Source organism: Microtetraspora malaysiensis (assembly GCF_001528665.1).
Classification (GTDB): Bacteria; Actinomycetota; Actinomycetes; order Streptosporangiales; family Streptosporangiaceae; genus Microtetraspora_A; species Microtetraspora_A malaysiensis.
In genome coordinates, this window is the sequence record NZ_BBYJ01000028.1 from 81,643 (window position 1) to 106,561 (window position 24,919).

At 72.1% G+C, this 24,919-nt stretch carries 23 protein-coding genes and 1 pseudogene; 12 read left to right on the plus strand and 12 right to left on the minus strand.

The window, feature by feature from the left end:
- Positions 1 to 60 precede the first annotated feature (60 nt).
- Both AWQ71_RS31930 and AWQ71_RS31935 read left to right on the plus strand, forming a co-directional pair.
- Positions 61 to 699 (plus strand): annotated as a pseudogene (locus tag AWQ71_RS31930) (ATP-binding cassette domain-containing protein); the annotation flags it as partial.
- A gap of 62 nt (positions 700 to 761) precedes the next feature.
- Complete coding sequence (locus AWQ71_RS31935; RefSeq protein ID WP_067140281.1) at positions 762 to 1,505, plus strand: ABC transporter permease; 744 nt, start codon at positions 762 to 764, stop codon at positions 1,503 to 1,505.
- Between the two features lie 160 nt (positions 1,506 to 1,665).
- Here AWQ71_RS31935 and AWQ71_RS31940 read toward each other — a convergent pair whose 3' ends face one another.
- Positions 1,666 to 2,061 (minus strand): hypothetical protein, encoded by a 396-nt coding sequence (locus tag AWQ71_RS31940; protein WP_067140285.1) that lies wholly within the window; start codon positions 2,059 to 2,061, stop codon positions 1,666 to 1,668.
- Positions 2,062 to 2,308: 247 nt separating this feature from the next.
- Here AWQ71_RS31940 and AWQ71_RS31945 point away from each other — a divergent pair, with 247 nt between their 5' ends.
- Positions 2,309 to 3,145 carry an SAM-dependent methyltransferase gene (locus AWQ71_RS31945; protein ID WP_067140287.1) on the plus strand — a complete coding sequence of 279 codons (837 nt, stop codon included), beginning with the start codon at positions 2,309 to 2,311 and terminating at the stop codon, positions 3,143 to 3,145.
- A gap of 186 nt (positions 3,146 to 3,331) precedes the next feature.
- Here AWQ71_RS31945 and AWQ71_RS31950 read toward each other — a convergent pair whose 3' ends face one another.
- The 3 genes from AWQ71_RS31950 to AWQ71_RS31960 form a co-directional block, all read right to left on the minus strand.
- On the minus strand, positions 3,332 to 4,552 hold the full coding sequence (locus AWQ71_RS31950; RefSeq protein ID WP_067140290.1) for an acyl-CoA dehydrogenase family protein: 1,221 nt from the start codon (positions 4,550 to 4,552) through the stop codon (positions 3,332 to 3,334).
- Between the two features lie 108 nt (positions 4,553 to 4,660).
- Entirely contained in the window at positions 4,661 to 5,626 is a 966-nt protein-coding gene (locus AWQ71_RS31955; protein WP_067140293.1) for a glucosyl-3-phosphoglycerate synthase, read from the minus strand.
- 93 nt (positions 5,627 to 5,719) lie between these two features.
- Entirely contained in the window at positions 5,720 to 6,937 is a 1,218-nt protein-coding gene (locus tag AWQ71_RS31960) for an MFS transporter (protein ID WP_067140296.1), read from the minus strand.
- Positions 6,938 to 7,055: 118 nt separating this feature from the next.
- Between AWQ71_RS31960 and AWQ71_RS31965 the strand changes: the two genes are divergently transcribed.
- Complete coding sequence (locus tag AWQ71_RS31965; protein ID WP_067140299.1) at positions 7,056 to 7,631, plus strand: TetR/AcrR family transcriptional regulator; 576 nt, start codon at positions 7,056 to 7,058, stop codon at positions 7,629 to 7,631.
- A 178-nt stretch (positions 7,632 to 7,809) separates the two neighbouring features.
- Here AWQ71_RS31965 and AWQ71_RS31970 read toward each other — a convergent pair whose 3' ends face one another.
- On the minus strand, positions 7,810 to 9,279 hold the full coding sequence (locus AWQ71_RS31970) for a helix-turn-helix domain-containing protein (protein ID WP_067140302.1): 1,470 nt from the start codon (positions 9,277 to 9,279) through the stop codon (positions 7,810 to 7,812).
- A 361-nt stretch (positions 9,280 to 9,640) separates the two neighbouring features.
- On the opposite strand from AWQ71_RS31970, the gene aceA reads away from it, so the two are divergent.
- Positions 9,641 to 10,933, plus strand: coding sequence for an isocitrate lyase (gene aceA / locus AWQ71_RS31975; protein WP_067140305.1), 1,293 nt, complete (start codon positions 9,641 to 9,643; stop codon positions 10,931 to 10,933).
- A gap of 159 nt (positions 10,934 to 11,092) precedes the next feature.
- Here the strand turns inward: aceA and AWQ71_RS31980 are convergent, their stop codons facing one another.
- Both AWQ71_RS31980 and AWQ71_RS31985 read right to left on the minus strand, forming a co-directional pair.
- Positions 11,093 to 11,905: an ABC transporter ATP-binding protein gene (locus AWQ71_RS31980; protein WP_067140307.1), complete on the minus strand. Its 813-nt coding sequence runs from the start codon at positions 11,903 to 11,905 to the stop codon at positions 11,093 to 11,095.
- A gap of 57 nt (positions 11,906 to 11,962) precedes the next feature.
- The gene (locus tag AWQ71_RS31985) at positions 11,963 to 12,943 is read right to left on the minus strand and encodes an alpha/beta hydrolase (RefSeq protein ID WP_157570697.1); all 981 of its coding nucleotides are present in this window, start codon (positions 12,941 to 12,943) and stop codon (positions 11,963 to 11,965) included.
- 314 nt (positions 12,944 to 13,257) lie between these two features.
- On the opposite strand from AWQ71_RS31985, the gene AWQ71_RS31990 reads away from it, so the two are divergent.
- From AWQ71_RS31990 to AWQ71_RS32000, 3 genes are read left to right on the plus strand one after another with little or no spacing between them, the layout of a single operon-like run.
- Positions 13,258 to 14,085, plus strand: coding sequence for an ABC transporter permease (locus tag AWQ71_RS31990; protein WP_067140310.1), 828 nt, complete (start codon positions 13,258 to 13,260; stop codon positions 14,083 to 14,085).
- Between the two features lie 6 nt (positions 14,086 to 14,091).
- Positions 14,092 to 14,877: an ABC transporter permease gene (locus tag AWQ71_RS31995; protein WP_067140380.1), complete on the plus strand. Its 786-nt coding sequence runs from the start codon at positions 14,092 to 14,094 to the stop codon at positions 14,875 to 14,877.
- Between the two features lie 5 nt (positions 14,878 to 14,882).
- Entirely contained in the window at positions 14,883 to 15,680 is a 798-nt protein-coding gene (locus tag AWQ71_RS32000; protein ID WP_067140313.1) for an ABC transporter ATP-binding protein, read from the plus strand.
- Here AWQ71_RS32000 and AWQ71_RS32005 read toward each other — a convergent pair.
- From AWQ71_RS32005 to AWQ71_RS32020, 4 genes are all read right to left on the minus strand, one after another.
- Positions 15,613 to 16,083 (minus strand): hypothetical protein, encoded by a 471-nt coding sequence (locus AWQ71_RS32005; protein ID WP_067140318.1) that lies wholly within the window; start codon positions 16,081 to 16,083, stop codon positions 15,613 to 15,615. The two genes, AWQ71_RS32000 and AWQ71_RS32005, sit on opposite strands and share 68 nt — an antisense overlap.
- Positions 16,084 to 16,194: 111 nt before the next feature.
- A complete protein-coding gene (locus AWQ71_RS32010; RefSeq protein WP_067140321.1) occupies positions 16,195 to 17,061 on the minus strand; it encodes an ABC transporter permease in 867 nt (288 codons plus the stop codon).
- On the minus strand, positions 17,048 to 18,094 hold the full coding sequence (locus AWQ71_RS32015) for an ABC transporter ATP-binding protein (protein WP_245658681.1): 1,047 nt from the start codon (positions 18,092 to 18,094) through the stop codon (positions 17,048 to 17,050). Before AWQ71_RS32015 ends, AWQ71_RS32010 begins: the two co-directional genes overlap by 14 nt.
- 22 nt (positions 18,095 to 18,116) lie before the next feature.
- Complete coding sequence (locus AWQ71_RS32020) at positions 18,117 to 19,283, minus strand: LolA family protein (RefSeq protein WP_067140324.1); 1,167 nt, start codon at positions 19,281 to 19,283, stop codon at positions 18,117 to 18,119.
- A 173-nt stretch (positions 19,284 to 19,456) separates the two neighbouring features.
- Here AWQ71_RS32020 and AWQ71_RS32025 point away from each other — a divergent pair, with 173 nt between their 5' ends.
- The 4 genes from AWQ71_RS32025 (at position 19,457) to AWQ71_RS32040 (ending at position 23,961) form a co-directional block, all read left to right on the plus strand.
- Positions 19,457 to 20,131, plus strand: a complete 675-nt coding sequence (locus AWQ71_RS32025; RefSeq protein ID WP_067140327.1) for a response regulator transcription factor — start codon at positions 19,457 to 19,459, stop codon at positions 20,129 to 20,131.
- Positions 20,121 to 21,596 carry a sensor histidine kinase gene (locus AWQ71_RS32030; RefSeq protein ID WP_084259516.1) on the plus strand — a complete coding sequence of 492 codons (1,476 nt, stop codon included), beginning with the start codon at positions 20,121 to 20,123 and terminating at the stop codon, positions 21,594 to 21,596. The genes AWQ71_RS32025 and AWQ71_RS32030 overlap by 11 nt, the downstream gene beginning before the upstream one ends.
- Before the next feature lie 127 nt (positions 21,597 to 21,723).
- A complete protein-coding gene (locus AWQ71_RS32035; RefSeq protein ID WP_157570698.1) occupies positions 21,724 to 22,332 on the plus strand; it encodes a copper chaperone PCu(A)C domain-containing protein in 609 nt (202 codons plus the stop codon).
- A gap of 111 nt (positions 22,333 to 22,443) precedes the next feature.
- On the plus strand, positions 22,444 to 23,961 hold the full coding sequence (locus AWQ71_RS32040) for a pyridoxal phosphate-dependent decarboxylase family protein (RefSeq protein ID WP_067140331.1): 1,518 nt from the start codon (positions 22,444 to 22,446) through the stop codon (positions 23,959 to 23,961).
- Positions 23,962 to 23,985: 24 nt separating this feature from the next.
- Here AWQ71_RS32040 and folP read toward each other — a convergent pair whose 3' ends face one another.
- Positions 23,986 to 24,819 (minus strand): dihydropteroate synthase, encoded by an 834-nt coding sequence (gene folP / locus AWQ71_RS32045; protein WP_067140334.1) that lies wholly within the window; start codon positions 24,817 to 24,819, stop codon positions 23,986 to 23,988.
- Between the last annotated feature and the right edge of the window lie 100 nt (positions 24,820 to 24,919).

Consider the following 24,919-nt stretch of genomic DNA (forward strand, 5'->3'; position numbering starts at 1 on the left):
GGCGCGTATCGGTCTCAGGACCGATGCGCGGTCCGGCCAACGACGCGGATCGTGATGGACATGATCGAAGTCATCGGATTGACCAGACGCTTCGGGCAGAGCGCCGCCGTCGACGACCTGTCCTTCACCGTCACCCCCGGAAAGATCACCGGATTCCTCGGGCCGAACGGCGCGGGAAAGACCACGACCATGCGGATCGTCCTCGGACTCGACCGGCCGACCTCCGGACGGGCCACCGTGAACGGCGTGCCCTACCGGGCATTGGATAGACCCCTCACCCATGTCGGCGCGTTGCTCGACGCGAGCGCCGTGCAGGGCGGACGTTGTGCCGAGCAGCACTTGCAGTGGCTGGCCAGATCCAACGGGATCTCCCGCACGCGCATCGGCGGGCTGCTGGAGCTGGTCGGGCTCGGCGAAGCGGGGCGCAAGCGGGTCGGCGGCTTCTCCCTCGGCATGAAGCAGCGGCTGGGGCTGGCTGCCGCCCTGCTCGGCGATCCCGAGGTACTGCTGCTCGACGAGCCGCTCAACGGGCTCGACCCCGAAGGCATCCGGTGGATGCGCGGGCTGCTGAAGTCGCTGGCAGCCGAGGGGCGGACCGTGCTGGTCTCCAGCCATCTCATGCACGAGATGGCGGTCACCGCCGATCACCTGATCGTCATCGGGCGGGGCCGGCTGCTGGCCGACACGGAGATCACGCAGTTCGTGCGGCCCGGGATGTCGCTGGAGGACACGTTCATGAAGGTCATCGAAGGGAGCGCGTCGTGAATGCCGTCGCCGCCGAGTGGATCAAGTTGCGCACGTTGCGTTCGACCTGGTGGGCCCTGGGCGTGGGGGTGCTGACGGCGCTCGCGCTCACCGCGCTCGGCGCATCCACCGTGATCTCACGCTGGGAACCGGGACAGACGGGCGAGCAGGCCGCGATGGGGATCGTCGTGGCCGTCTATGTCGGAGTCGTGCTGGCTCAGCTGCCGCTCGGCATGCTCGGCACCATGTCGATCAGCGGTGAGTACACCTCCGGCATGATCCACACGACCTTCGTTGCCACGCCGTCGCGCTCACGGGTGCTGCTCGCCAAGGCGTGCGTGCTGGGTGGGATCGCCATCGCCGCCTCACTGCTCATCGCGATCCCCGGATACCTGTACGGGCACGTGGTGGCCTCAGGGTTCGATCCCACGCTGCCGCCTGCCGGAGCATGGGCGGTGATCGGCGGCGGCACGCTCATGATCGCGATGACCACGATGCTCGGGCTTTCACTCGGCGCGATCTTCCGCAACGGCGTCGTGGCCATCTCCGTGCTCGTGGTGCTGATGGTGCTGGTTCCCTTCGCCGGGCGGATGTTGCCGGGTGGTGAGGTGGTCAACCGCATCCTGCCGGGCTATCCGGCGCTCCAGCTCACCGAGCAGATGCCGGACATCATGCCGGACGAGGCCGCCTTCGCTGTCCTGGGTGCCTGGTCTGTTATACCGCTGCTGATCGCGGTCCTCGCCAACAAGCGGGTGTCCTAGCTGAGGAGCCCGCCACCGAGCGTGCGGGCGCCTCCCTCAGCAAGCTGGGTGCCTACCGAGTGCCGGAAGCGGTGGGCCGACACTTGCGGCCGGCCGCGGGCGTCGAGCAGGCCGGTCAGGGCGAGCACACGCAGGGGGTGGACAGGAGCCCGGCCACACGTCAGGAACCGTCGAGGCTCGACAGCCCGTTGACCGCGATCTCGATCCCCCGCCGTCCGGCGGCCAGGACGTCCTCGTTCGAGCCGCCCTGCTGCTGGGCGACCAGCCCCGCCACAGCCAGTGCGCCCATGACGCTGCCGACCTCCGCGCCTGCCGTCACGGGATCCAGCTCGGGGTAGACCTCGCACAGGGCCTCGACCAGCAGAGGCTGCCCCTCGAGCATGAGCGTCAGCCCGCGTGCCCGCAGCGCGGGCTCGGTGAACATCAGTCGCGTCCGCAGCGGCGACAGCGCGGAGTCCAACTCATCGTCCTCTGCCAGGCTCCGCACCAGGGCCTCGAACATCCGGCTCAGCAGATCCTCGGTGTTGCTGCCGAAGTCTGCGCCGATCCACGTCAAGCACGTCAACGACCTGGCGCGGCGAGCCCATCCGCTACGTCGGCGACGACAGCCCGCGCCGTCCGATCACGCCGTGGCCCGTCTTCATCGACGGGCCGCACCACAAGTGCCACAAGCCTGACCGCGGCCGGGCGGTACGCACCGCGATGTGCTGCCGCCCCCCGACGGATACCAGATCCACGAGCACACTCACGGGTGCGACCGGCTGAGGCTAAGATCAGAAAAAACAGCTTCCCTGGAGTCCGGCATGGCCAACGACAAGCCCTTCCTTCCGTGGTCGGAGACCCCAGAGCCGACCCCGTTGAAAATCGACACCTCGGTGCCGCATCCCGCTCGCGTGTACGACTACTGGCTCGGTGGCAAGGACAACTTCGAAGCCGACCGCAAGGTCGCCGAAGCCACCCACGCCGCCTCTCCTGGAGTGGTCCAGGGCGCGAAGGACAACCGCGCCTTCCTGGGACGTGCCGTGCGCTTCCTCGCAGAACAGGGAATCCGCCAGTTCCTGGACATCGGCACCGGCATCCCCACGCAGGGCAACACACACGAGGTCGCGCAGGGAGTGGCCCCAGAGGCCAAGATCGTCTACGTCGACAACGACCCCATCGTGATGGTCCACGCCCGTGCGCTTCTGCGCGGCACACCCGAAGGCAAGACCACGTACGTCGAGGCCGACCTCCGCGACCCGGAGAGCATCCTGACGCATCCAGACGTTCTGGCGACTCTCGACTTCGATGAGCCGATCGCCATCGTGATCGTGGGCACGCTGATGTTCATCAAGGACGACGAGGACCCCTTCAGTATCGTCAAGCGGTACACCGACGCCGTGCCGGCCGGGAGCTACCTGGCCATCTCCCACGTCACCGCCGACTTCGAACCCGAAGCCGTGGGCGCCAGCGCGAAGGCGTACAACACCGGCCCCACGTTCTTCACCCCGCGCACCGGCGCCGAGATCGCCCGGTTCTTCGACGGCTTCGAACTCGTGGAACCCGGCATGGTCGCGGTCTTCGACTGGCACCCGGACGACGATCCCTTCCGCGACACCCGTCTGGCGGGCGCGTACGGAGCCGTCGGCAGGAAGCTCTGACGGAATTTCACCCCTAGCCAGGACTCGCGCAGGAATCGCTCGAACGCCTCGCGGGCCAGCGCCGAGATGGTTTTGCCCTCGACGGCGGCGCTGGCCCGGCATTTGATCGCTGTAGGCATGCCGATCAGAGGAGGCGTGGCGCGAAAGCGCTCTGCGGCCACGCCACCCCTCTGACCTGCGAAGTTCTTACCTCACCGGCAGGCCGGTGACAGAGCGGCCGATGATGAGGCGCTGGATCTCGCTCGTGCCTTCGAAGATCGTGTAAATCTTGGCGTCGCGGTGGAAGCGCTCCACCGGGTGCTCGCGGGTGTAGCCGGCGCCGCCGAGGATCTGGATGGCCTGCTCGCTCACCCAGACCGCGGTCTCGCTGGCGACGAGCTTGCTCATCGAGCCCTCGGCCTGATCCATCGGGCGGCCGTGCCGGGCCATCCAGGCGGCGCGCCACGTCATCAGCCGCGCGACGTCCACCCGGGTCGCCATGTCGGCCAGCATGAACGCGACCGCCTGGTTCTCCCCGATCTTGCGGCCGAACTGCTCGCGCTCGCGCGCGTAGTCCCTGGCGTACTCGTACGCGGCGCGGGCGGTGCCGACGGCCATCGCGGCCACCAGCGGGCGGGTGGACTCGAACGTCCGCATCGCGCCCTGCTCGCCGGCGCGGGCGCCCGAGCGTACGCGGGCGAGACGGGCGTCGAGCTTCTCCTTGCCGCCGAGCAGGCAGGAGCCGGGGATCCGCACGTTGTCGAGGACGACCTCCGCGGTGTGCGAGGCGCGGATGCCGTGCTTGCGGAACTTCTGGCCCTGGGACAGGCCGGGCGTTCCGGGCGGGATGATGAAGGACGCCTGGCCGCGCGTCCCCAGTTCGGGGTCCACGGAGGCGACGACGATGTGCACGCCGGCGATGCCGCCGTTGGTCGCCCAGGTCTTCACGCCGTTGAGGATCCAGTCGCCGTTGTCGTACACGGCGCGGGTGCGGATCGCCCCGACGTCGCTGCCGGCGTCCGGCTCGGAGGCGCAGAACGCGGCGACCTTGACGTCGTCGGGGGTGCCGAACATCTGCGGCAGCCACTCCCCCGCCTGCTCGGGCGTGCCGCCGGTGGCGAGGGCGGCGGCGGCCAGGCCGGTCCCGACGATGGACAGGCCGATGCCCGCGTCACCCCAGAAGAGCTCCTCGAAGGCCACGTGCAGCCCGAGGCCGGACTCCTCGAACCACTGCTGGGCGAAGAAGTCCAGGGAGTACAGCCCGATCTTGGCGGCCTCCTGGATGATCGGCCAGGGTGTCTCCTCGCGCTCGTCCCACTCCGCGCCCGCCGGGCGGACAACGTCGCGGGCGAACTGGCGCACCCAGTCCCGCACTTCTCGCAGATCGTCGTTCAGTTCGGGGCAGAAGCCCGTCGCGCCGTCGCTCATCGCACTTCTCCGTCAGGGTTCGGGCCATGGGGGTCGCCGGGACGAAACACCGGACGGCGCGCAAACTTACCGGTCGGTAGCATTTTTCCGCAACCGGCCGGGAGCGCGTCAACGTCCGCGCGCGGCGTAGTGCGGAACGGTCACCATCGGCGGGCGCTCAGCGACGGAGACGTCCCGCACGATCGGCTCGTGGCCGGGCGCGCCTCCGGAAACGCCGCGCCGGAACTGGGTGAGCTGAGGAGAGGGCGCGTGCAGCGACACGATGCGGTTCTGGCGCTCAAGCCGCGACCACGCGGTGTACATGATCTGCCCGGCCATGCCGCCCAGCGCCTCGGTGGACTGGTGGGAGTGGACCCGCCGCCCGAGGTCCACCTGTGCCAGCGCGTCCAGCCCGGCCAGGTCGAGCAGGTCGATCAGCAGGCCGAGCTCCACGCCGTACCCGGTGACGAAGGGCACCCGCTCCAGGGCGCTGCGCCGCCCGGCGTACTCGCCCGCGAGCGGCTGGACGAACCCGGCCAGCAGCGGCCAGTGCAGGTTGAGGAGCGGGCGGGCCACCAGCTCGGTCACCCGGCCGCCGCCGCCCTGCAGCTCCGACAGGGGCCGGTCGTAGCACCCCTTGACGTACACGATCGAGGGGTCGGCCAGCAGCGGGCCGAGCAGCCCGGTCACGAACGACGTGCGGAACTCGCGCAGGTCGGCGTCGACGAAGACGACGAGGTCGCCGGTGGTCACGGCGAGCGACTTCCACAGCGCCTCGCCCTTGCCGTCGAGCGGGTGCAGGTCGCACAGGATCTCGTCCTGGGCGAAGACCTTCGCCCCCGCCTGCAGCGCCTGGGCCGCGGTCTCGTCGGTGGACCGCGAGTCGATGACGACGAGCTCGTCGACCAGCGGCACCGCCTCGACGAGGTCATGGCGGATCGCCGAGACGATCTCGCCGACGGTCTCGGCCTCGTTCCTGGCCGGCAGCACGACGCTGATCCTCGTGGCGCCCTTGGCCTCCATCAGGGCCCCTACGGGCCAGTCGGCCGAGGATGACGTACGGCCGCGCAGCCAGGTTTCCACCTCAGGCAGCACGCACAATCCTCATTTCTCCGCCGCAGTCCACAGTTATTACCTTATGGTGTCCGATCGCGCTCGGCAGTCGGGGCGCGCGCCGCCCGGACGGCGTCACCGCGAACGTACGGCGGCGGCGAGCAGGATGAGGGCGGCCCCGGCGACGAGGGCCACGGCGACGACGGCCACCAGCACCGTGAAGCCGTGCGCCGCGAGCGCGGAGGCGGCCTGCGGCCCGAGGCTCGCACCGACGAACAGGACGAACGTGAAGAGGGAGACCGCGGTGCCGCGCGCCCGCCCGGCGAGGCCGCCGACCGTCTCGATCACGCTCGGCGCGGCCACGCCGATAGCGAAGGCGAAGACGGCCAACAGCACTGCCAGCCCGACGAGGCCGGGATCGGTCACCGCGACGACGGCGGCGCTCACGGCGGCCAGCACCAGGGCCAGCCCGGCCCGCCGGGCGGGGGCGATCGCGGCCAGCCGCGGCGTGACGAAGGGGATGACCACGAACGCGGGCAGCGCCGTGGAGCGCAGCGCCAGCAGGGCGGCCGGGTTCCCGGCGATCTCGGCGGGTCCGTCGAGCTGGAGCGCGGTGTAGACGGCGACGAACGCGCCGAGGATCACCAGCGTGGCGGTGTAGACGAGCACGAGCCGGGGGTCGCGGAGCAGGGCGGGGACGGCGGCGTAGGGGTTGGCGACCGCGCCGCCGGGCTCGTCCGGGAGCATCACCCGGGCGAGCACCAGCGCCATGACGGCGAAGGCGGCGCCGCCGGCGAGGAACACCGCCCGCCATCCGGCGAGGTCGGCGAGGGCCTTGGCGGCGAGCTGCCCGATGACCGCCGAGGCCAGGAACGCGGAGGTCACGGAGGTCATGGTGACACCGCGGCGGCGGGGTTCGACGCGCTCGGCGACGTAGGCGAACGCGACGGGCGCGAAGGCGGCCGTGGCGACGCCTTCGGCGAAGCGCAGCGCGACGGCCGCGCCCACCCCGGTGCTCAGGGCCACCGCCGCCGTCGCGAGCGCGGTCGCCGCCATGCCGGACGTGATCACGCGGCGCCTGCCGTACCGGTCGGAGAGCGGGCCGAAGACCAGGAAGCCGCCGGCGTAGCCGAACCCGAACGCGCTGACGAGCCAGGTGAGGGTGACCGGCGAGGTGCCCCATTCGCTCGACATGGCGCCGATGAGGGGGATGACGCCGTAGAGGTGGCCGGTGGCGAGCAGGCCGGTCAGCACGAACGCGAGCAGGGTGGGCCCGAAGGGCGCCCAGGCCGGGGCGGGTGCGGCGGAGCGCCGGCCAGCGGGGCGGGAGGACGGGGAAAGAACTGTCGTCATGCCGGAGGACGGTAGCCAACCAACTAGTTGGATGTCAACCAACTAGTTGGTCGCGCTCGGCCTGATTGCGGCCTATCCTGGAGCCCGGCACGTCAGCACCATCGGAAGGGGCCCTCGGATGTCACCCAAGGATTCGACCGCCGCGACCAGGGCGGCCCTCCTCGAGGCGGCCCGCGTCGAGTTCGCCGCGAAGGGCGTGGCCGGGGCGCGCGTCGACACCATCGCCGAGCGCGCCGGGGTGAACAAGGAGCGCATCTACGGGCACTTCGGCAGCAAGGAGAAGCTGTTCGACGCCGTCGTCGTCACCGCGCTCGACCAGGTCACCGAGGCCGTGTCGATGCCCGGGAAGGACGCGGCCGACTACGTGGGCCGGCTGTACGACTACTACCGCGAGCATCCGGACCTGGTCCGGCTGCTGATGTGGGAGGCGCTGCACTACGGAGGCGAGAAGCTCCTGCCCGGGCAGGAGCGGCGGGTGGACAAGTGCGGCCGCAAGACCGTGTCCCTGGCCGAGGGCCTGGGCCGCGAGCCGTCGCCGCAGGTCGCGCGCACCATGCTCATGCTCATCGGCATGGCCATGTGGCCCACGGCGATGCCCCAGTTGAACCGGATCTTCCTCGGTGCGGACGGAGCCGCCGACCACGACGCGATGCGCGACAGCGTCCTTGAGTTCGTCCGGGCCGCCCTGGACTGAGGGCCGCACCGGACTGAGGGACCGCGCCGGGGCCGGCGGACCCACCCCGGGCTTCCCGGCCCCTGAGCCGGCGGACCCACCCCGGGCTTCCCGGCCCCTGAGCCGGCGGACCCGGCCGGGGCACCGGATCGGCGCGGCGGCCCCGGCCGGGCGGCCTACGAGCGGCGGGCTCCAGCGGTCAGGAGGCGGCGTGCCGCTCCAGGAACGCGTACACGTCGGCCTCGTCCACGCCGGGGAACGACCCCGGAGGCAGCGCGGCGAGCACGTGTGAGTTCGCCCGCGCCGAGGGCCACGCGTAGCCCTCCCAGCGCTGGGCCAGCTCGGCGGGCGGGCGGCGGCAGCACTCGCCGTTCGGGCAGTTGGATCTGGTCCGGTTCGTGGTCTCCCGGCCCCGGAACCAGCGCGACTCGCGGAACGGCACGCCGAGCGTGATCGCGTAGTCCTTGCCCTGGGACGGGTCCACGTGGGCGACGCAGAAGTACGTCCCGGTCGGCGAGTCGGAGTACTGGTAGTACACCGAGAACCGGTCCGGCGACAGGAACACCTGGCGGCCCGACCACTGCACGCACATCCGCTGGCCCTCGATCGCGCCCTGCTCGTCCGCGGGGAAGACGATGCCGTCGTTCTCGTACGCCTTGTAGATGGTCCCGCCGGCGTCGTTGCGGACGAAGTGGCAGACCAGGTCGAGGTGGCGGGTGGCGAGGTTGGTGAACCGGTGCGCCGCCATCTCGTACGACACGGCGAAGACGTCGCGCAGGTCCTCCACCGACAGCGCCCGGTCCTGCTTGGCCTCCCGCAGGTACGGCGCGGCCGCCGCCTCGGGCACGAGCACGGCGGCGGCGAAGTAGTTGGCCTCCACCCGCAGGCGGAGGAAGTCGGCGAAGTCGCGCGGCTTGTGGTGCTGGAGCGCGAAGTGGCCGAGGGTCTGCAGGAGCACGGTGCGCGGGGTGTGCATGCCGAGCTGCTCGCGCTTGAGGTAGATGCGCCGGTTGCGCAGGTCGGTCACGGACCGGGCCGAGCGCGGGAGGTCCTGCGCGGTGTGCACGGTGAACCCGAAGTACGACACGAGCGCCTGCACGGTGCTCTCCGACAGCGCGCCGGCGCGGTAGCCCACGGCGGCCAGCGCCGCGGCCGCGGCCTTCTCGATCTCCTCGAAGTAGTTGCCCAGCTCGCGCTGCTTGCGGCGCAGTTCGGCGTTGGCCGCGCGCGCCTCCTCCGGCGTCGCCGTCCCCTTGGCCTGGCGGGCCTTGAGTTCCTCGTACAGGCCGAGGATGTGCTCCAGGACGTCGTTGGTGACGCGGGCGGAGACCTTCAGCCTGCTCAGCCCGAGGCTCGCGTACAGCGGGTCCCGCTGGGCCTCCTCCAGCGCGATCTCGAGCTGCGCCCTGCGGTTGGGGGCCTGGCGGCGCAGCAGCTCCTCCACGGGGACGCTCAGCGCGGCGGCCAGGGACTTCAGCAGCGACAGCTTCGGCTCCCGCTTGCCGTTCTCCAGCAGTGAGAGCTGGCTCGGGGCGCGGCTGACGCGTTCGCCCAGCTCCGAGAGGGTGAGGCCGCGCTGCTTGCGCAGATGCCTGAGCCGCTGCCCGAAGGCCAGGAGATCGAGCTCCTGTGTCAAAGACAGCGGTTCTTCACCGAGCATGGATGGCATACCCGGATCATATGCGAAATTTCGCCGTTTCTTCCAGGTTGGGGGCGTGGCTGGGGGCGTCCGCGACACCCCGCATGGCCTCCTGCCTGCGGCGGCCTCCGGGCCCGGCGCCGACGGCTCCGCGGCGGTTGCGAGCGCCCGCCATTGGTCTAGTCCATAGAGAAAAGTCCGCGTTTCTTCTCTGCTAAATACTCACGAGTCTTGACTTATCTAGAAATTTCATCGCTTTTCATGTCGATCTCGGGTTGCTGGATCTCCCCATCGCGCCGGAAACTCGAACCAAGCACCCAGGTGACGACAAAGCGCCTCAAACAGGGCAGATGCCCTGTAGCGAGCGGCAGCAACAAGGGAGTGACGGACAATGTCGGACCGGTTCACGGAGGCCGCGCGGCGGCTCCAGGACGACTGGGACACCAACCCCCGCTGGAAGGACGTCGAGCGCACGTACACCGCGGAAGACGTCGTGCGGCTGCGCGGCTCCGTCCAGGAGGAGCACACGCTGGCCCGGCTCGGCGCGGAGCGGCTGTGGCATCTGCTGCGGACCGAGGACTACGTGAACTCGCTGGGCGCGCTCACCGGGAACCAGGCGGTTCAGCAGGTCAAGGCCGGCCTGAAGGCCATCTACCTGTCCGGCTGGCAGGTCGCCGCCGACGCCAACCTGGGCGGGCAGACCTACCCGGATCAAAGCCTCTACCCCGCCAACTCGGTGCCCGCCGTCGTGCGGCGCATCAACAACGCGCTGCTGCGCGCCGACCAGATCACCTGGGCCGAGGGCGACGAGAACGCGCCCCACTGGCTGGCGCCGATCGTGGCCGACGCCGAGGCCGGCTTCGGCGGCGTGCTCAACGCGTTCGAGCTGATGAAGGGCATGATCGCGGCCGGCGCGGCGGGCGTGCACTGGGAGGACCAGCTCGCCTCCGAGAAGAAGTGCGGCCACCTGGGCGGCAAGGTGCTCATCCCGACCGCCCAGCACATCAAGACCCTCAACGCGGCCCGGCTCGCCGCCGACGTCGCCGGAGTCCCCTCGCTGATCATCGCGCGGACCGACGCCCAGGCCGCGACCCTGCTCACCAGCGACGTCGACCCCCGCGACCAGGCGTTCTGCACCGGCGACCGCACCGCGGAGGGCTTCTACCGGGTGCGCAACGGCGTGGACGCCTGCGTCGCCCGCGGCCTGGCGTACGCGCCGCACTCCGACCTGCTGTGGATGGAGACCTCCACGCCCGACCTCGACGTGGCCCGCACGTTCGCGGAGGCGATCAAGGCGCGGTACCCCGACCAGATGCTCGCCTACAACTGCTCGCCGTCGTTCAACTGGAGGCAGCACCTCGACGACTCCACGATCGCCAAGTTCCAGCGGGAGCTGGGGCACATGGGGTACAAGTTCCAGTTCATCACGCTGGCCGGCTTCCACTCGCTCAACTACTCGATGTTCGACCTCGCCCGCGGCTACGCCGAGGAGGGCATGCCGGCCTACGTCGAGCTGCAGGAGCGGGAGTTCGCGGCCGAGTCCCGCGGCTACACCGCCACCCGCCACCAGCGCGAGGTCGGCACCGGATACTTCGACCTGGTCAGCACGGCCATCGCGCCGGACTCCTCGACGACGGCCCTGAAGGGCTCGACCGAGGAGGAGCAGTTCACGCAGGCTCACTGACCGGCGGGACCGGGTGACGTCCTCTCCCCCTTCGGGACGCGCCCCGGCCAGGTCGAGGCCGAAGGCCCCGCCGGCACGCCGCAGGTCACCCTCCGGGACCTGACGGCGGCCGGCGGGGCCTTCCCGCTCCCGGGGACGGCCGTCCCGGGGAGGTCGGGATCAGAGCCGCACGGCGCGGGCGTACCAGCGTCCGTCCACCGGGTGGATGAGCAGCCGCCGGCCGAAGCAGTCCGAGAGGTTCGCGCCGGTCAGCACCTCGCCGACCGGACCGCCGACGACGACGCGGGTGTCGCGCATCAGCAGGGCGTGCGTGGTGCTCGCCGGCACCTCCTCCAGGTGATGGGTCACCAGGACGGTGGTCAGGTCGGAGCGGGCCGCCGCCAGGTTCTCCAGGGCCTCGATCAGATCCTCGCGGGCCGGCAGGTCGAGCCCGGAGAACGGCTCGTCCAGCAGCAGGATCGCCGGGTCGGCCATCAGCGCCCTGGCCACCCGCACCCGCGCCTTCTCGCCCTGGGAACAGACGCCGAACGGCCGGTCCCCCAGGTCCTTGCAGCCGAGGTCGGCCAGCAGGCGGTGCGCCCGCTCCCGCTCGGCGTCGCCGTACTTGTCCCAGAGGGGAGCGCTCGTGCCGGTGTGACCGGTGAGCACCACCGTGAGGGCGGTGGCGCCCTCCTCCTCCAGCAGCGCCTCGTCGACCAGCCGCTGGCTCGCCGCGACCAGGCCGATGTGCCGCCGCAGCTCCCGCAGGTCCACCCGGCCGAGCCGCCGGCCCAGCACCTCGGCCGTCCCCGACGTCGGGTGCCGTACGGCCGCGGCGACCGAGAGCATTGTGGTCTTCCCGGCGCCGTTGGGGCCGAGCACGACCCAGTGCTGGCCGTACTCCACACGCCAGTCGATGTCGGCCACGAGGGTGCGGCCGGCCGCGCGGACGGTGATGCCGTTCAGTTCGAGGGCTGCTCCATCGGTACTCATGGGGTCAAGGATGCAACAGCGGCCGCCGCGCTCGCGGCGATCGTCCGAGGGATGGACTCAGGCGGCGGCGGTGTCGGAGCCGCCGGCCCGCTCCTCGACCGCGCGCAGGAAACGGGCCACGTGGCGGAAGAAGATCCGTGCTTCGGGCACCACGTCGGCCAGGATCGGGAACACGTGCGGCATCCGGCGCCACTCCTCGTACGTCACCGGAACGCCGTTCTCCCGGGCGCTCAGCGTGACCCTCCGGGCCTCGTTGCGCAGGATCTCGGTCGAGCCGGTCACGATCATGAGCGGCGGGATGCCCGTGTAGTCGCCGAACACCGGGGAGACCAGCGGGTCGCGGCAGTCGAGGCCGGCCGTCCACTGGCGGGCGAGCCAGTCCACCCGGCCCGCCGGGAGCATCGGGTCCAGCCACCGGTTGTCCCTGCGGCAGCCGTCGCTCAGGTCGGTCCACGGGGACAGGCAGATCGCGGCGGCGGGCAGCGGCAGCCCGCGGTCCCGCAGCGCCAGCAGTGTGGCCAGGGTGAGGTGCCCGCCGGCCGAGTCACCGGCCAGCAGCACGTCCTTGGCCCCGAACCCCCGGTCGAGCAGGCACTCGTACGCGCTCAGGGCGTCGCCGAGGGACTCGGAGAGGGAATGGACCGGCCCCTGCCGGTAGTCCAGCGCGATCACCGGCCGCCGCGCGGCGGCCGACAGTCGCCAGGTGATCGGCCGGTGGGTGGCCGGGGAGCATATGAAATATGCGCCGCCATGGAAGTAGAGCACCACTTTGCTCTCGTCCAGCCCGGCGCCGCCCCGCACCCACTCGCCCGAGCAGCCGTTGAAGCGGGCGCGGACGGTGGACGCCTCCGGCGGCAGCCGTCCCGGCACCCACTGTCCGAGGCCGATCAGTCTGCTGGCCAGGGCCATTCCGGCCGTGTGCCGCAGGAGGACGGCGGAGAGCGGGCGCGCGGTGCCGCGGAGGATGCCGTTGAAGGCGGCGGCCTGCCAGCTCACGGGATAACCGGGATGGATGTCGACATCGATCTCCGACTTCACGCTGACCTCCACTCCCGCCTCGTGAGAGCGCCGTCTCCTGAAAGCCTCTCTCCTCAGAGCATCGCCGTGGACCGCCGCTCTTGCCGCTGGATACCGGATAGGCCGGAAACACTTCACTATATGTCGCTATATGCGGAAACCCCTCTGCCCAGAAAATCCCCGGTCAGACCTGCGCGTCCATTCCCGATCGGCGTCCGATCGGATGGGGCAGGAGAGGCTTTCGGGGCGGCCGAGGCGCGCGGGACGACCGCCGGTTCAGGCCGCCCATAAATCCATTGCGTCCGTCCGGCTCGGGCGGCTAGGTTCCGTCGTTCGTGCCGCCATTTCATCGGAGGTTCCTCACTCAACCACCCCTCTTATCCCTTTATGCCCAACTTGTCCGGTATGGCTTCCGCAAGCACGCAACATATTGGGGAGCGGCCGCGGCGGGCGCGTTCACCAACACCGTCTTCGGCGTCCTGCGGGCGTACGTGCTGATCGCCCTGTGGCGGGCCCGCCCCGGCCTCGGCGGGTACGACATCACCGACGCGGTGACCTTCTGCTTCCTGACCCAGGCGTACATCGGGCCGATGCAGGTCTTCGGCGGCGGGCTGGAGGTCGCCCAGCGCATCCGGACCGGCGACATCGCCCTCGACCTGGTGCGCCCGGCCCCGCTCCTCCTCTGGAGTCTGGCGCAGGACCTCGGCCGGGCCGGCTATCTCTTCCTCGCGCGCAGCCTCCCGCCGACCGTCGCCGGGGCGCTGCTGCTCGGGATCGTCCTCCCCGGAGACGCCGCGGTGTGGGCGGCGTTCGCCGCGAGCTTCGCACTGGGCATCGTGATCAGCTTCGGCTGGCGCTACATCGTCGCGATGGCGACCTGCTGGCTCCGCGACGACCGGGGCCTCACGGTCGTGTCCCTGGTCCTGACCACCTTCTTCAGCGGCCTGACGCTGCCGCTGGTGATCTTCCCCGAGCCGCTCGGGACCATCGCCGGCGCCCTCCCCTGGGCCGCGATGGTCCAGGTGCCCGCCGACGTCTACCTCGGCAAGGCCGACGTCCCCGGCGCGCTCGCGTTCCAGGCGATGTGGGCCGCCGTCCTGCTGTCCCTGGGCGCCCTCCTCACCCGGGCGGCCCGGCGGAAGGTGGTCATCGATGGCGGGTGAGTGCTGATGCGCGTCTATCTCCTGCTCATCTGGACGTGGACCAGGGCCGCGGCGCGCTACCCCACCTCGTTCGCGCTGATGACCGTCGCCGGGACGGTCACCGCCGGGCTGGAGGTCGCCGCCATCTGGATCGTGTTCAGCAACACGACGACGCTCGGCGGCTTCGACGTCTCCGAGGTCATGTTCCTGTACGGCACGGCGGGCCTGCCGTTCTCCGTCGCCGACCTCCTCTTCAGCAACACCGACCGGATCAGCCAGCACATCAAGGCCGGCACGTTCGACGCCATGCTGGTCCGGCCTGTCGGCACGTTCGTCCAGATCGCCGCCGACCGGTTCACGCCGCACCGCGCCGGACGCGTGCTCCAGGCCGCGATCGTCCTCGGAGTCGCCCTCGCCCGGCTGGACGTGCCCGCGTCGCGGGCCTGGATGATCCCCGTCATGGTCGCCTGCGGCATCGTGATCTTCACCTCGATCTGGGCCCTCGGCGGCGCGCTCCAGTTCCTGCTCACCGACGCGCCCGAGGTCACCAACGCCTTCACGTACGGCGGGGGCACGCTCACCCAGTACCCGCTCACCGTCTACGGCGCCGACCTGGTGCGGGGCGTCACCTACGTCCTGCCACTGGCGTTCGTCAACTGGCAGCCGGGCCTGTACGTCCTGGGCCGCGCGGACCCCATGGGCCTGCCGTACGCGCTGCGTTTCCTCTCTCCGGCCGCGGCGGCGGCGCTGGCGGTCGTCGCCGCGTTCGCCTGGCGTGCCGGAGTCCGCCGCTACCGATCGACAGGGAGCTAGACCACATGATCGACGCAGACCGCATCGGCCGGTCGTTCCGGATCCGGGGCGCCACCGTGCACGCCGTGCGCGACCTGTCCTTCCACGTGGCGGCCGGCGAGTTCGTCGGCTGCCTCGGCCCGAACGGCGCGGGCAAGTCCACCACCATCAAGATGCTCACCGGCATCCTCGCGCCCACCTCCGGCCGGGTCGCCGTGGCCGGCCTGGACCCGACCCGGCGCCGAACGGCGGTCGCGCGCGAGATCGGTGTGGTGTTCGGACAGCGGACCACCCTGTGGTGGGACCTCCCGCTGCGGGACAGCTTCGAACTGGTCCGGCTCCTTTACAAAGTAGATCGCGCACGGTTCCGGGAGCGGCTCGGCGAGCTGACCGAGCGGCTCCGGCTGGGAGAGTTCCTCGCGACCCCGGTCCGCCAGCTCAGCCTCGGGCAGCGCATGCGCGGCGACATCGCCGCCGCGCTGCTGCACGACCCGTCACTGCTGGTGCTCGACGAGCCCACGATCGGGCTCGACGTCGTCAGCAAGGCCGAGGTTCGCGCGTTCCTGCGCGACCTGAACACCGAGCGCGGGACCACCGTCCTGCTGACCACCCACGACGTCGGCGACGTCGAACGGCTGTGCCGCAGGGTGATCCTGATCGACCACGGGCGGCTGGCCTTCGACGGCACGGTGGACGAGCTGCGCGCCACGGTGCCGGGCGAGACGTCGATCGAGGACGTCGTCGCCCACCTCTACCTCAATAGCTCTGCTCTGCGAACTCGTCCTCCTCGTCCCGGAGAGGACTCGCCCACCGCGACGGCATGAGCACCGGCAGGAACAGGGCGACGCCCAGCGCGCCGTACACGCCGGTGGAGAGGAGGGCGACCATGCCCTGGCCCGCCTGGGCGACCTCCGCCTGGAGGGAGGTCGCGGTCGGGGCCAGGTCGAGCGCCCGCGGGACGTCCAGGGCGTAGACGACCGTCCAGGCGAGCAGCACGATCGACGGGACGAAGGCGGCGAGCGGCGAGGTCCGGCACACGAGCACCAGCCCGAGCAGCAGGCCCACGGCGGCGACCACGCCCAGAGCGATCAGCATCCGGCCGTCCCCCGAGGGGCTCACCTTGAGAATCTGCGCGCCGCGGACCAGTTCCGGCGCGGCCCAACCGGCGCCGAAGAGGAGGGCGGCCGTGAGAAGCGCACCGATGAGCAACCCGAAGAAATGTCGCATAACAACCACCTCGTCTGGGAGCGCCCTGTGAGGGGGGTGCGGGCGCCCCGCGATTGGGCGTACACATTAGCGACAAATCCGATCTAAAGGCACACTTCTCGACGAGAGCCATCAGGACGTGACATCGCGGGAGGTGAAGCGGGCCCAGGCGAACGCGCCGGACACCGCGGCGTATCCCGCGAAGACCAGCAGGCCCGTACCCATGCGCCCGGTGTCCATCGGCGCCCGCAGCACGCCGTCGAACGCGCTCCACCACGAGGTCAGCAGGAACGGCCGGAGCGCCGACAACTGCGGGAACACCGCGAGCACCTGCGAGACGACCACCAGCACCACGCTCGCGGCGATCGCGCCGATCGGGTTCTCGGTCAGCGTCGAGAACATCAGCGCCAGCGCGCCGAGCGCCGCCATCCCCGCCGCCGCGTACAGCACCGCCAGCCCCACGCGCAGCAGGCCCTCGGCGAACGGCACGGTCGTGCCCGACAGCAGCGTGACCGGGCCGGTCGGGAACAGCGCCAGCCCGGCGACCAGCGCGGACACCACGACCAGCGCGCACGCGGCCAGGCAGAAGACCAGGACGTTCGCGTACTTGAGCGCGAGCAGCCGGCCGCGGCCCGCCGGGGCGGTGAGCAGGTACCTGAGCGTGCCCTGGCTCGCCTCGCCCGCCACCGCGTCCCCCGCCACCACCGAGACGGCCAGCGGCAGGATCAGCGGCAGCATGGCGGACAACGAGGTGAAGGCGAGGACGAGCCCGTTGCCCGCGACCCGCGCGATGATCGGTCCGGCGTCGCCGTCCGTGCTCGCGATCCGCACCGCCACCCCGATCAGCACCGGCACGACGGCGAGCACCGCGAGCAGGGCCAGGTGCCGCGGCCTGCGGAAGGTCAGCGCCGTCTCGGACGCGAGCAGCCGCGCCGCCGCGCGTGCCGGCCCGGCCGCCCGGAGCGGCGCGGCGTGGGCGAGCGTCTCATGACTCGACATCGAAACCCTCCCCCGTGAGGCGGACGTAGACGTCTTCCAAACTGGGCCGCACCACGGCGAAGCCGCGGACGGCGACGCCGTCCTCGACGAGCGCGGCGCAGATCCGCTCGGGCGGCGTGTCGCCCAGCTCGGCGGTGGCCATACCGCCCGCGTGGCTCACGGCCGTCAGGCCGAACCCGGCGAGCACGGCCGCCGCCGCGCCCGCCTCCGGCGTCTCCACCCGGACCGAGACGGCCACGCCCGCGTGCAGCTCGGCGATCGGCCCCTGGGCGACCAGCCGCCCGGTGCGCATGACCCCGACGTGGGTGCACATCTGCTCCACCTCCGACAGCAGGTGAGAGGAGACGAACACCGTCGTGCCGTCCGCGGCCACCTCCTTGATCAGTGCGCGTACCTCCCTCGTGCCCTGGGGGTCCAGGCCGTTGGTCGGCTCGTCGAGGACGAGCAGCTCCCTGGGGCCGAGCAGGGTGGCCGCGATCGCCAGCCGGTGGCGCATCCCCAGGGAGTAGGCCCGGTAGCGCTTGCCCGCCGCGTTCCCGAGCCCCACCCGGTCGAGCGCCTCGCCGATGCGGCGGGCCGCCGTCCGCGGGTCGGAGCGGGGGTCGGCCGCGTCGAGGCGGCGCAGGTTGGCCTCGCCCGACAGGTACGGGTAGAAGGCCGGGCCCTCGACGAGGGCGCCGACCCTCGGCAGCGCCCTGGAGACGCCGTCCGGCATGGGCTCGCCGAGCACGGAACAGCGGCCGGACGTCGGCGTGACCAGTCCGAGCAGCATTCGGATGGTGGTCGTCTTCCCCGAACCGTTCGGCCCGAGGAAGCCGAAGACCGATCCGCGCGGCACGGCCAGGTGCAGGTCGTCCACGGCCACGTGGCCGCCGCGGAACCGCTTGGTCAGCCCGGCCGTGGCGATCGCGTGCCCGGTGTCGCCCGCGGCGGCCCGCTCCGCCCGGGCGCCGGGCCCGTACACGGTCCCGTGGTCGTCGGGGTGGGGCGGGGCCGCCTCGCCGGACGGCCCCGCCTTCGTCGCCCTGTTCACGGGGCCGCCCGCCGTGCCCCGCTCACTTCGCCGCCGCCGCGGCGTACAGGACCTCGGGGGTGACGGCGCCCGCGAACATCCGGCCGTCGTCGGTGAGCAGCGCCGTGACGAGCTTCGTCCGGATCAGTCGCCCGCTCCCCCACTCCCCGCTGACCGGGGTGGCCACCTTCACCATGCCGTTCGCGAGGGAGGCGACGCCGTCCCCGTCCCGCGCGCCCTTCGCCCGGTCCGCCGCCCCGGCCAGGTCACCCTCGAAGCCCTTCGGAAGGGACACGACGACCACCCGGTCCCAGCCGTCCCCGACGACGCGCGGCGCGGCGCCGTCATGCCCGTCCACGCCGTCCATGCCGTCCTTGCCGTCCTTGCCGTGCGGTCCGCGCGCGATCGACGGCGCTGTCGTCTCCTCGACCTTCGCCCCGGGCGGGGGTGTGAAGGCGAAGTTCTCCGCCGCGGGCGGGGTGAACGTCACCGAGTCGAAGCCGACCTCGAACGCCGGCTCCGCCGTCCCCTTCGCGTAGAGCTGGACGCGCAGCGGGACGAGGGTCTCGCCGTCGATCGCCAGCCGCACCTCCTTGACCAGCGATCCGGCTTCCTTGGGCGTGAGCACCACCTGGTACGCGGCGCGGCCGGCGACGGTCGCGTCCTCGCTGATGGCGATCTCGGTGTCCGTGCCCGCCGCCCGCAGCGCCTCCTCGGCCGCCTGCGCCGGGGTGACCGTCTTCGCGTACGGCACGGCGTCCGGCCGCCCGGCTCCGTCCGGCGCGCCCTTGACCCGGGTGGCCGTGTTGGCGGCGCTGTCCCACCACCACACCTGGTCGCCGTTCACGACGAGGTCGCTCTCGTTCATCTCATCGGGCACCATCAGGCGGAGCCGGTCGGGCCCGCCGTACCAGACCTTGGCCTGGTGGGAGCCGGACAGCAGGCCCAGCGGCGAGGTCGCACCGCCGGCGGCCGGCAGCGCGGGCAGTCCGAGGGACGCGGTCTCGACGATGGTGCCCGACATCTGCGGCAGCCGTCCCGACTGCCACTTCTCGGCGGCGTCCGCGAGCAGCTCGGCGGCGGTGCGACGGGGAAGGGACGGCTCCCCCTGGACCGCCGCGATCACCGGCCCGGCCGCCACGACGCCGGCGACCACCGCCACGGCGGCGACGGGCACGCCCCACCTCACGGCGCGTGTTCCACTACGCATGTCATGCCTCCACTGTGCTGAATCACCCGGTTTCCCGCGCGAAACGGAACAACTGTCATCGGATCCGGTCGATCCGACGTTCCGTAGCCTGCGCGCCCGAACCTGAGCCGACGCTGAGACGACCTGAGAGGGCTCTCAGCCGGATCTCAGGAGAAACCCGCCAAGATGGGGCAATGCGGGTGCTGGTTGTCGAAGACGAACGAAGGATGGCGGCGGCCCTGAAGCGGGGCCTGCAGGCGGAGGGGTTCGCGGTCGATCTCGCCCACGACGGCGAGGACGGCCTGCACTGCGCCCGTACGGGCGAGTACGACGTCGTGGTGCTCGACATCATGCTGCCCAAGCTGTCCGGCTACAACGTGTGCAAGCGGCTGCGCGCCGAGGAGAACTGGGTGCCGATCCTGATGCTGTCGGCCAAGGACGGCGAGTACGACATGGCCGACGGGCTCGACCTCGGCGCCGACGACTACCTCGCGAAGCCGTTCTCGTACGTCGTGCTGGTGGCCCGGCTGCGGGCGCTGCTGCGGCGCGGCGGCACCCGGCGGCCCGCCGTGCTGCGGGCCGCAGATCTGTCCCTCGATCCCGCGCGCCGCCTGGTCGCGCGCGGCGAGACGCCCATCGAGCTGACGCCCCGCGAGTTCTCGCTGCTGGAGTTCCTGATGCGACGGCACGACGAGGTGGTCTCGAAGTCCGAGATCCTCGAACACGTGTGGGACACCTACGACACCGACCCCAACGTTGTCGAGGTGTACGTCGGCTACCTCCGCCGCAAGATCGACACGCCGTTCGGGCGGAGCACGCTCCAGACTGTGCGCGGCGCCGGATACCGGCTGGTCGGCGATGGAAACTGAGCCGCCCCGTCGCAGGCCCGGAAGCGGCCCGGCCGGATGGTGGCGGCGCAGGAGCCTGCGGTTCCGGCTGACCGCGACCGCCTCGGCGGTCCTGGCCCTCGCCCTGGCGGCCTCCGCGTACGTGTTCGTCGGCGTCCTCGGCAGAGCGCTGGCCGGCACGATCGACGACGAGGTGTACCAGCGCGCCCGCGAGGTGGTCGCGCTGGCCGACGACGGACGGCTCGGCGACCGGATCGTCACGACGGACAACACGATCGTCCAGGTGCTCGACTCCTCCGGGCGGATCGTCAACGCGACCCCGGGCACCGACCGCCTGGTCCCGCTGCTCGGGGCGGATCGGCGGGAGCGCGCCGTACGCTCGGGCCGTCCCGTGTTCCTGGACGGCAGGCCGTACGGGATCCCCGGCCCGCTGCGGGCGCGGGTGCTCAGCGCCGACGCCGGGCGCACCGTCATCGCGGCGCGGTCGTTCACGGAGGTCCAGGGCAGCCTGACGACCACCGGTCACGTGCTGATCGTCGGGACACCGCTGCTTCTGGTCCTGCTCGCGGCGGCGTCGTGGCTGGTCATCGGCAGGACGCTGCGGCCGATCGCGCTTTTGCGCAGAGGCGCGGCCGAGATCAGCGGGACGGCGCGGGCCAGGCGGCTGCCGGTGCCCGAGTCGCGGGACGAGGTGCATTCCCTCGCCACGACGCTGAACGACATGCTGGCCCGGCTGGAGGCGGCCGACGCCCGGCAGCGCGCGCTCATCTCCGACGCGTCGCATGAGCTGCGCAGCCCGCTGGCCAGCATCCGGCTGCAACTGGAGGTCGCGCTCAGCCACCCGGAGGGGCAGGACTGGCGGGAGACCGCCGAGGGCGTGCTCGAGGACACGATGCGGCTGTCCCGGCTGGCCGAGGACCTGCTGGCGCTGGCCCGCCTCGACGAGGGGCGCACCGCCCGCCGGGAGCCGGTCGACCTCGCCGCGCTGGTCGAGCGGGCGGTCGAACGGCACGGCGTCACCGGCGACATCGCCCCCGGCGTCACCGTGGACGGCGACGCCCTCGACCTCGGCCGGGTGCTGACGAACCTGGTCGCCAACGCGGTGCGGCACGCCACGTCCACGGTGGTCGTCGCGCTGCGCGCGGAGCCGCCCGGCGCCGGAACTCCCCGGTCCGGTTCCGGATCGGCTCCTGGCAGGGGCACGGCCGGCGTCGCGCGAGGGGGCGCCACGGGAGCGGGTGTCGCGGTCCTGACCGTGACCGACGACGGCCCCGGGATCCCGGCGGAGGACCGGGAACGGGTCTTCGACCGGTTCACCCGACTGGACAGCGCGCGCAGCCGGGACGAGGGTGGCGCCGGGCTCGGCCTGGCGATCGTCCGCGACACCGTGCGCGCCCACGGGGGCACCGTTCATCTGGAGGACGCCGCCCCGGGCCTGCGCGCCGTCGTACGGCTGCCCCTCGCGGCTCCCGAGACGTCCCGGTAGGCGTCGCCCCCGGGCCCGTGGCCGGGTAAAGGCTGCGCCTGAGCGGCGGGGCCGCGCGAGTTCCGCCACGGCACGACATATACGTTGTGTGTCCAGGTCATCACAAATCGTGTTGGGGGTGTGGCTCATGGCCTACGTACGGGGACGGCTGCGGTGGGCCGCGACGGCGGCGGTCCTGGTCCTGTCCGGCGCCGGGTGCGGCACCGAGGCGACACCGCCCGAGTACTACCCGACGACCGAGGGCGCCAACACGCAGGTCGGCCAGATCAAGATCAGGAACGTGTCGATCGTCGGCCCGGCGCCGACCGCGGCCGCCGCCGCGGGCTCCTCCACCCCCGTCTACTTCTCGCTGATCAACGCCGGGAGCGCGGAGGACAGCCTGGTCCAGGTGCGCGCCGAGGGTGTGGCCAGGTCGGTCTCGATGTCGCAGTCCGAGGTCCGCGTGCCGCCGCTCGCGCTCGTGTGGGTGGGCACCGGCCCGTACACGGTCACCCTGCAGGGCCTGGAGCGGCCGCTCACCGTGGGCCAGTACGTCACGCTGCAGATGCGGTTCAAGCAGGCCGGAGAGGTGACGGTGCGCAACGTCCCGGTGCAGATGGCCGGCGTCGCCTCCACCCTGCCGAGCCCGACAGGGTTCACCCCTTCCCCTTCCCCTTCCCCTTCCCCTTCCCCTTCTCCCTCGCCCTCGCCCTCGCCGAGCCCCACGCCCCCCGCCTCCCCCTCGCCGAGCCCCTAAACGTCCGGTTGACGCCGGCGCCGCCTGCCCGAAGATCCGCCCGCCGCGTACCTTCTCTAGCATCGGAGCGATCGGAGCCCCCTCCGTCCCTCCGTCCCCCAAGGAGATCCGATGCTTCCCGAGTACGGCCGCCCGGTCCAGGAGCTGCTCACCGAGCTGGCCGAGCTGAAGGCCGGCGACCTGCCCGTCCGCGGCGGCAAGGTGACCGCCTACGTGTACGACACCGGCCGTCCCGAGATCCACGACGCGGCCCACCGGGCTTACGCCGAGATGCTCGAGGTCAACATGCTCGACCCGACGGCGTTCCCCAGCATGGTGGCGCTGGAGAAGCAGGTGGTCGGCGCGGTCGCGGACCTGCTCGGCGGCGACGCGACCACTCCGGGGATCTTCACCAGCGGCGGCACCGAGTCGATCATGCTGGCGGTGAAGGCGGCCCGCGACCACTGGCGCGCGACCACGGCCGCCGGAGGCACGGCCGCCGGGAACAGCGCACCCGGCGACGCCGGGGAAGGCGCCCGGGAAGGCGCTGAACGGGCCCCGCAGCTCGTGCTCCCGGTGACCGCGCATCCGGCGTTCCACAAGGCCGCCCACTATCTCGGGGTCGAGGTCGTGCCCGTGCCGGTGGACCCGGTGACGTTCCGCGTCTCCGTCCCCGCGGTCGAGGCCGCGATCGGCGACCGGACGATCCTCGTCGTGGTCTCCGCGCCGTCCTACCCGCAGGGCGTGATCGACCCCGTGGCGGAGGTCGCCGCGCTCGCCTCGTCGCGGGGCGTCCCCTGCCACGTGGACGCCTGCGTCGGCGGGTGGCTGCTCCCCTGGCTGCGCGAGGCGGGCGCGGAGATCCCGCCGTTCGATCTGCGCGTGCCCGGCGTCACGTCGATCTCCTGCGACCTGCACAAGTTCGGCTACGCGCCCAAGGGCGCCTCCGTCCTCCTCTTCGCGGACGCCGCGCTGCGCCGCCGCGCCTACTTCGCGTCCGCCGCCTGGCCCGGATACACGATCATCAACGCCACCGTGCAGAGCTCGCGCTCGGCCGGCCCGCTCGGCGGGGCGTGGGCCACCCTCCAGTCCCTCGGCCGCGACGGCTACCTGGAGCTGGGCCGTACGACGCTGGAGGCGACGCGCAGGCTGGTCGAGGGCGTGTCGGCGATCCCGGGGCTGCGGGTGCTCGGCCGTCCCGAGTCGTCGCTCGTCGCCATCGCGGCCGACCCGGACGCGCCCGGTGGCGCGATCGACATGTTCGTGCTCGCCGACGAGGCGCGCGGGCGCGGCTGGTTCCTCCAGCCGCAGCTCTCGTACGCCGGGATCCCGGCCAACCTGCACGTCACCGTCACCGGCGTCACCCTGCACGGCGTCGAGGAGATGCTCAAGGTGATCGCGGAGTCGGCGGAGGCCGCCCGCCTGGCCGGGCCGGCCGCGGTGCCGGACGGCCTGCCGGAGCTCATCGCCTCGGTGGACCTGGAGGCGCTCGACGACGCCACCTTCACCGAGCTCGCCGCCTCGGTCGGCATCGCGCTCGACGGCGGCGGCTCGCAGGGGATGGCCGTCGTGAACGCCGTCCTCGACGCGCTGCCCGCCGCGACCCGGGAGGCGGTGCTGGTCAGGTTCCTGTCGGCGATGTACTCCTGACGGCCGGCGGCGGGGGGCGCCGGATCAGCCGCTCAGGCGCTCGACCACGTCCAGGGCGGCGCGGGCCGCGGCGGCGTCGTGGACGCGGAAGACCCGCGCCCCCTGGAGCGCGGAGACGGCCAGGGTGGCGAGGGTGCCCGCGTGGCGCTCCTCGACCGGGAGGCCGCCGAGCGTCTCGCCGACGAAGTCCTTGTTGGACACGGCCACCAGCACCGGCCAGCCGGTGGCCACCATCTCGTCGAGGCGGCGGCTGACCTCCAGCGAGTGCCAGGTGTTCTTGCCGAAGTCGTGCGCCGGGTCGATCAGCACCGCGTCCGGCCGCACACCGGCCGCGACCGCCCGCTCCGCGAGCGCCGTCGTGTAGCCGATCACGTCGGCCACCACGTCGTCGTACGCGATGCGGTGCGGGCGGGTACGCGGCTCGACGCGGCCGGCGTGCGCGCAGACCAGGCCGATGCCGTGCCGGGCGGCGACCCCGGCGAGCGCGGGATCGACGCCGCCCCAGGTGTCGTTGAGCAGGTCGGCTCCGGCCTGGGCGACCACCTCGCCGACCTCGGACCGCCAGGTGTCCACGCTGATGATCACGCCGGGGTGGCGGGCCCGGACCTCGGCGACGAGGTCGGCCACCCGGCGGATCTCCTCCGCCGGATCGACCTCGTCCCCCGGCCCCGCCTTGACGCCGCCGATGTCGACGATGTCGGCTCCCCCGTCGATCGCCCGCGCGACCGCGTCGAGCGCGGCGCCGAGCCCGAAGGTCGCTCCCTTGTCGAAGAAGGAGTCGGGCGTGCGGTTGACCACCGCCATGATCGCGTGGTCACCCGGGCCGAAGGCCCGGCCGCGAAGGCGCAGAGTAGACATCCCGGTCAGCGTACCTCCGCGAGCTGAAGAGACGATCAAAACCGTCGTCCCCTGCGGGCGGCGCCGGGCCGCCGCGGACCTCGGTGGCTCTTGGAGCGCT

What these genes read in the sequence shown, in the direction of transcription:
- AWQ71_RS31945 (WP_067140287.1), top strand. Translation starts at nt 2,309, where the DNA reads ATGGCCAACGACAAGCCCTTCCTTCCGTGGTCGGAGACCCCAGAGCCG.
- AWQ71_RS31950 (WP_067140290.1), bottom strand. Translation starts at nt 4,552, where the DNA reads ATGAGCGACGGCGCGACGGGCTTCTGCCCCGAACTGAACGACGATCTG.
- AWQ71_RS31960 (WP_067140296.1), bottom strand. Translation starts at nt 6,937, where the DNA reads ATGACGACAGTTCTTTCCCCGTCCTCCCGCCCCGCTGGCCGGCGCTCC.
- AWQ71_RS31965 (WP_067140299.1), top strand. Translation starts at nt 7,056, where the DNA reads ATGTCACCCAAGGATTCGACCGCCGCGACCAGGGCGGCCCTCCTCGAG.
- AWQ71_RS31970 (WP_067140302.1), bottom strand. Translation starts at nt 9,279, where the DNA reads ATGCCATCCATGCTCGGTGAAGAACCGCTGTCTTTGACACAGGAGCTC.
- aceA (WP_067140305.1), top strand. Translation starts at nt 9,641, where the DNA reads ATGTCGGACCGGTTCACGGAGGCCGCGCGGCGGCTCCAGGACGACTGG.
- AWQ71_RS31980 (WP_067140307.1), bottom strand. Translation starts at nt 11,905, where the DNA reads ATGAGTACCGATGGAGCAGCCCTCGAACTGAACGGCATCACCGTCCGC.
- AWQ71_RS31995 (WP_067140380.1), top strand. Translation starts at nt 14,092, where the DNA reads ATGCGCGTCTATCTCCTGCTCATCTGGACGTGGACCAGGGCCGCGGCG.
- AWQ71_RS32000 (WP_067140313.1), top strand. Translation starts at nt 14,883, where the DNA reads ATGATCGACGCAGACCGCATCGGCCGGTCGTTCCGGATCCGGGGCGCC.
- AWQ71_RS32005 (WP_067140318.1), bottom strand. Translation starts at nt 16,083, where the DNA reads ATGCGACATTTCTTCGGGTTGCTCATCGGTGCGCTTCTCACGGCCGCC.
- AWQ71_RS32010 (WP_067140321.1), bottom strand. Translation starts at nt 17,061, where the DNA reads ATGTCGAGTCATGAGACGCTCGCCCACGCCGCGCCGCTCCGGGCGGCC.
- AWQ71_RS32020 (WP_067140324.1), bottom strand. Translation starts at nt 19,283, where the DNA reads ATGCGTAGTGGAACACGCGCCGTGAGGTGGGGCGTGCCCGTCGCCGCC.
- AWQ71_RS32025 (WP_067140327.1), top strand. Translation starts at nt 19,457, where the DNA reads ATGCGGGTGCTGGTTGTCGAAGACGAACGAAGGATGGCGGCGGCCCTG.
- AWQ71_RS32030 (WP_084259516.1), top strand. Translation starts at nt 20,121, where the DNA reads ATGGAAACTGAGCCGCCCCGTCGCAGGCCCGGAAGCGGCCCGGCCGGA.
- AWQ71_RS32035 (WP_157570698.1), top strand. Translation starts at nt 21,724, where the DNA reads ATGGCCTACGTACGGGGACGGCTGCGGTGGGCCGCGACGGCGGCGGTC.
- AWQ71_RS32040 (WP_067140331.1), top strand. Translation starts at nt 22,444, where the DNA reads ATGCTTCCCGAGTACGGCCGCCCGGTCCAGGAGCTGCTCACCGAGCTG.
- folP (WP_067140334.1), bottom strand. Translation starts at nt 24,819, where the DNA reads ATGTCTACTCTGCGCCTTCGCGGCCGGGCCTTCGGCCCGGGTGACCAC.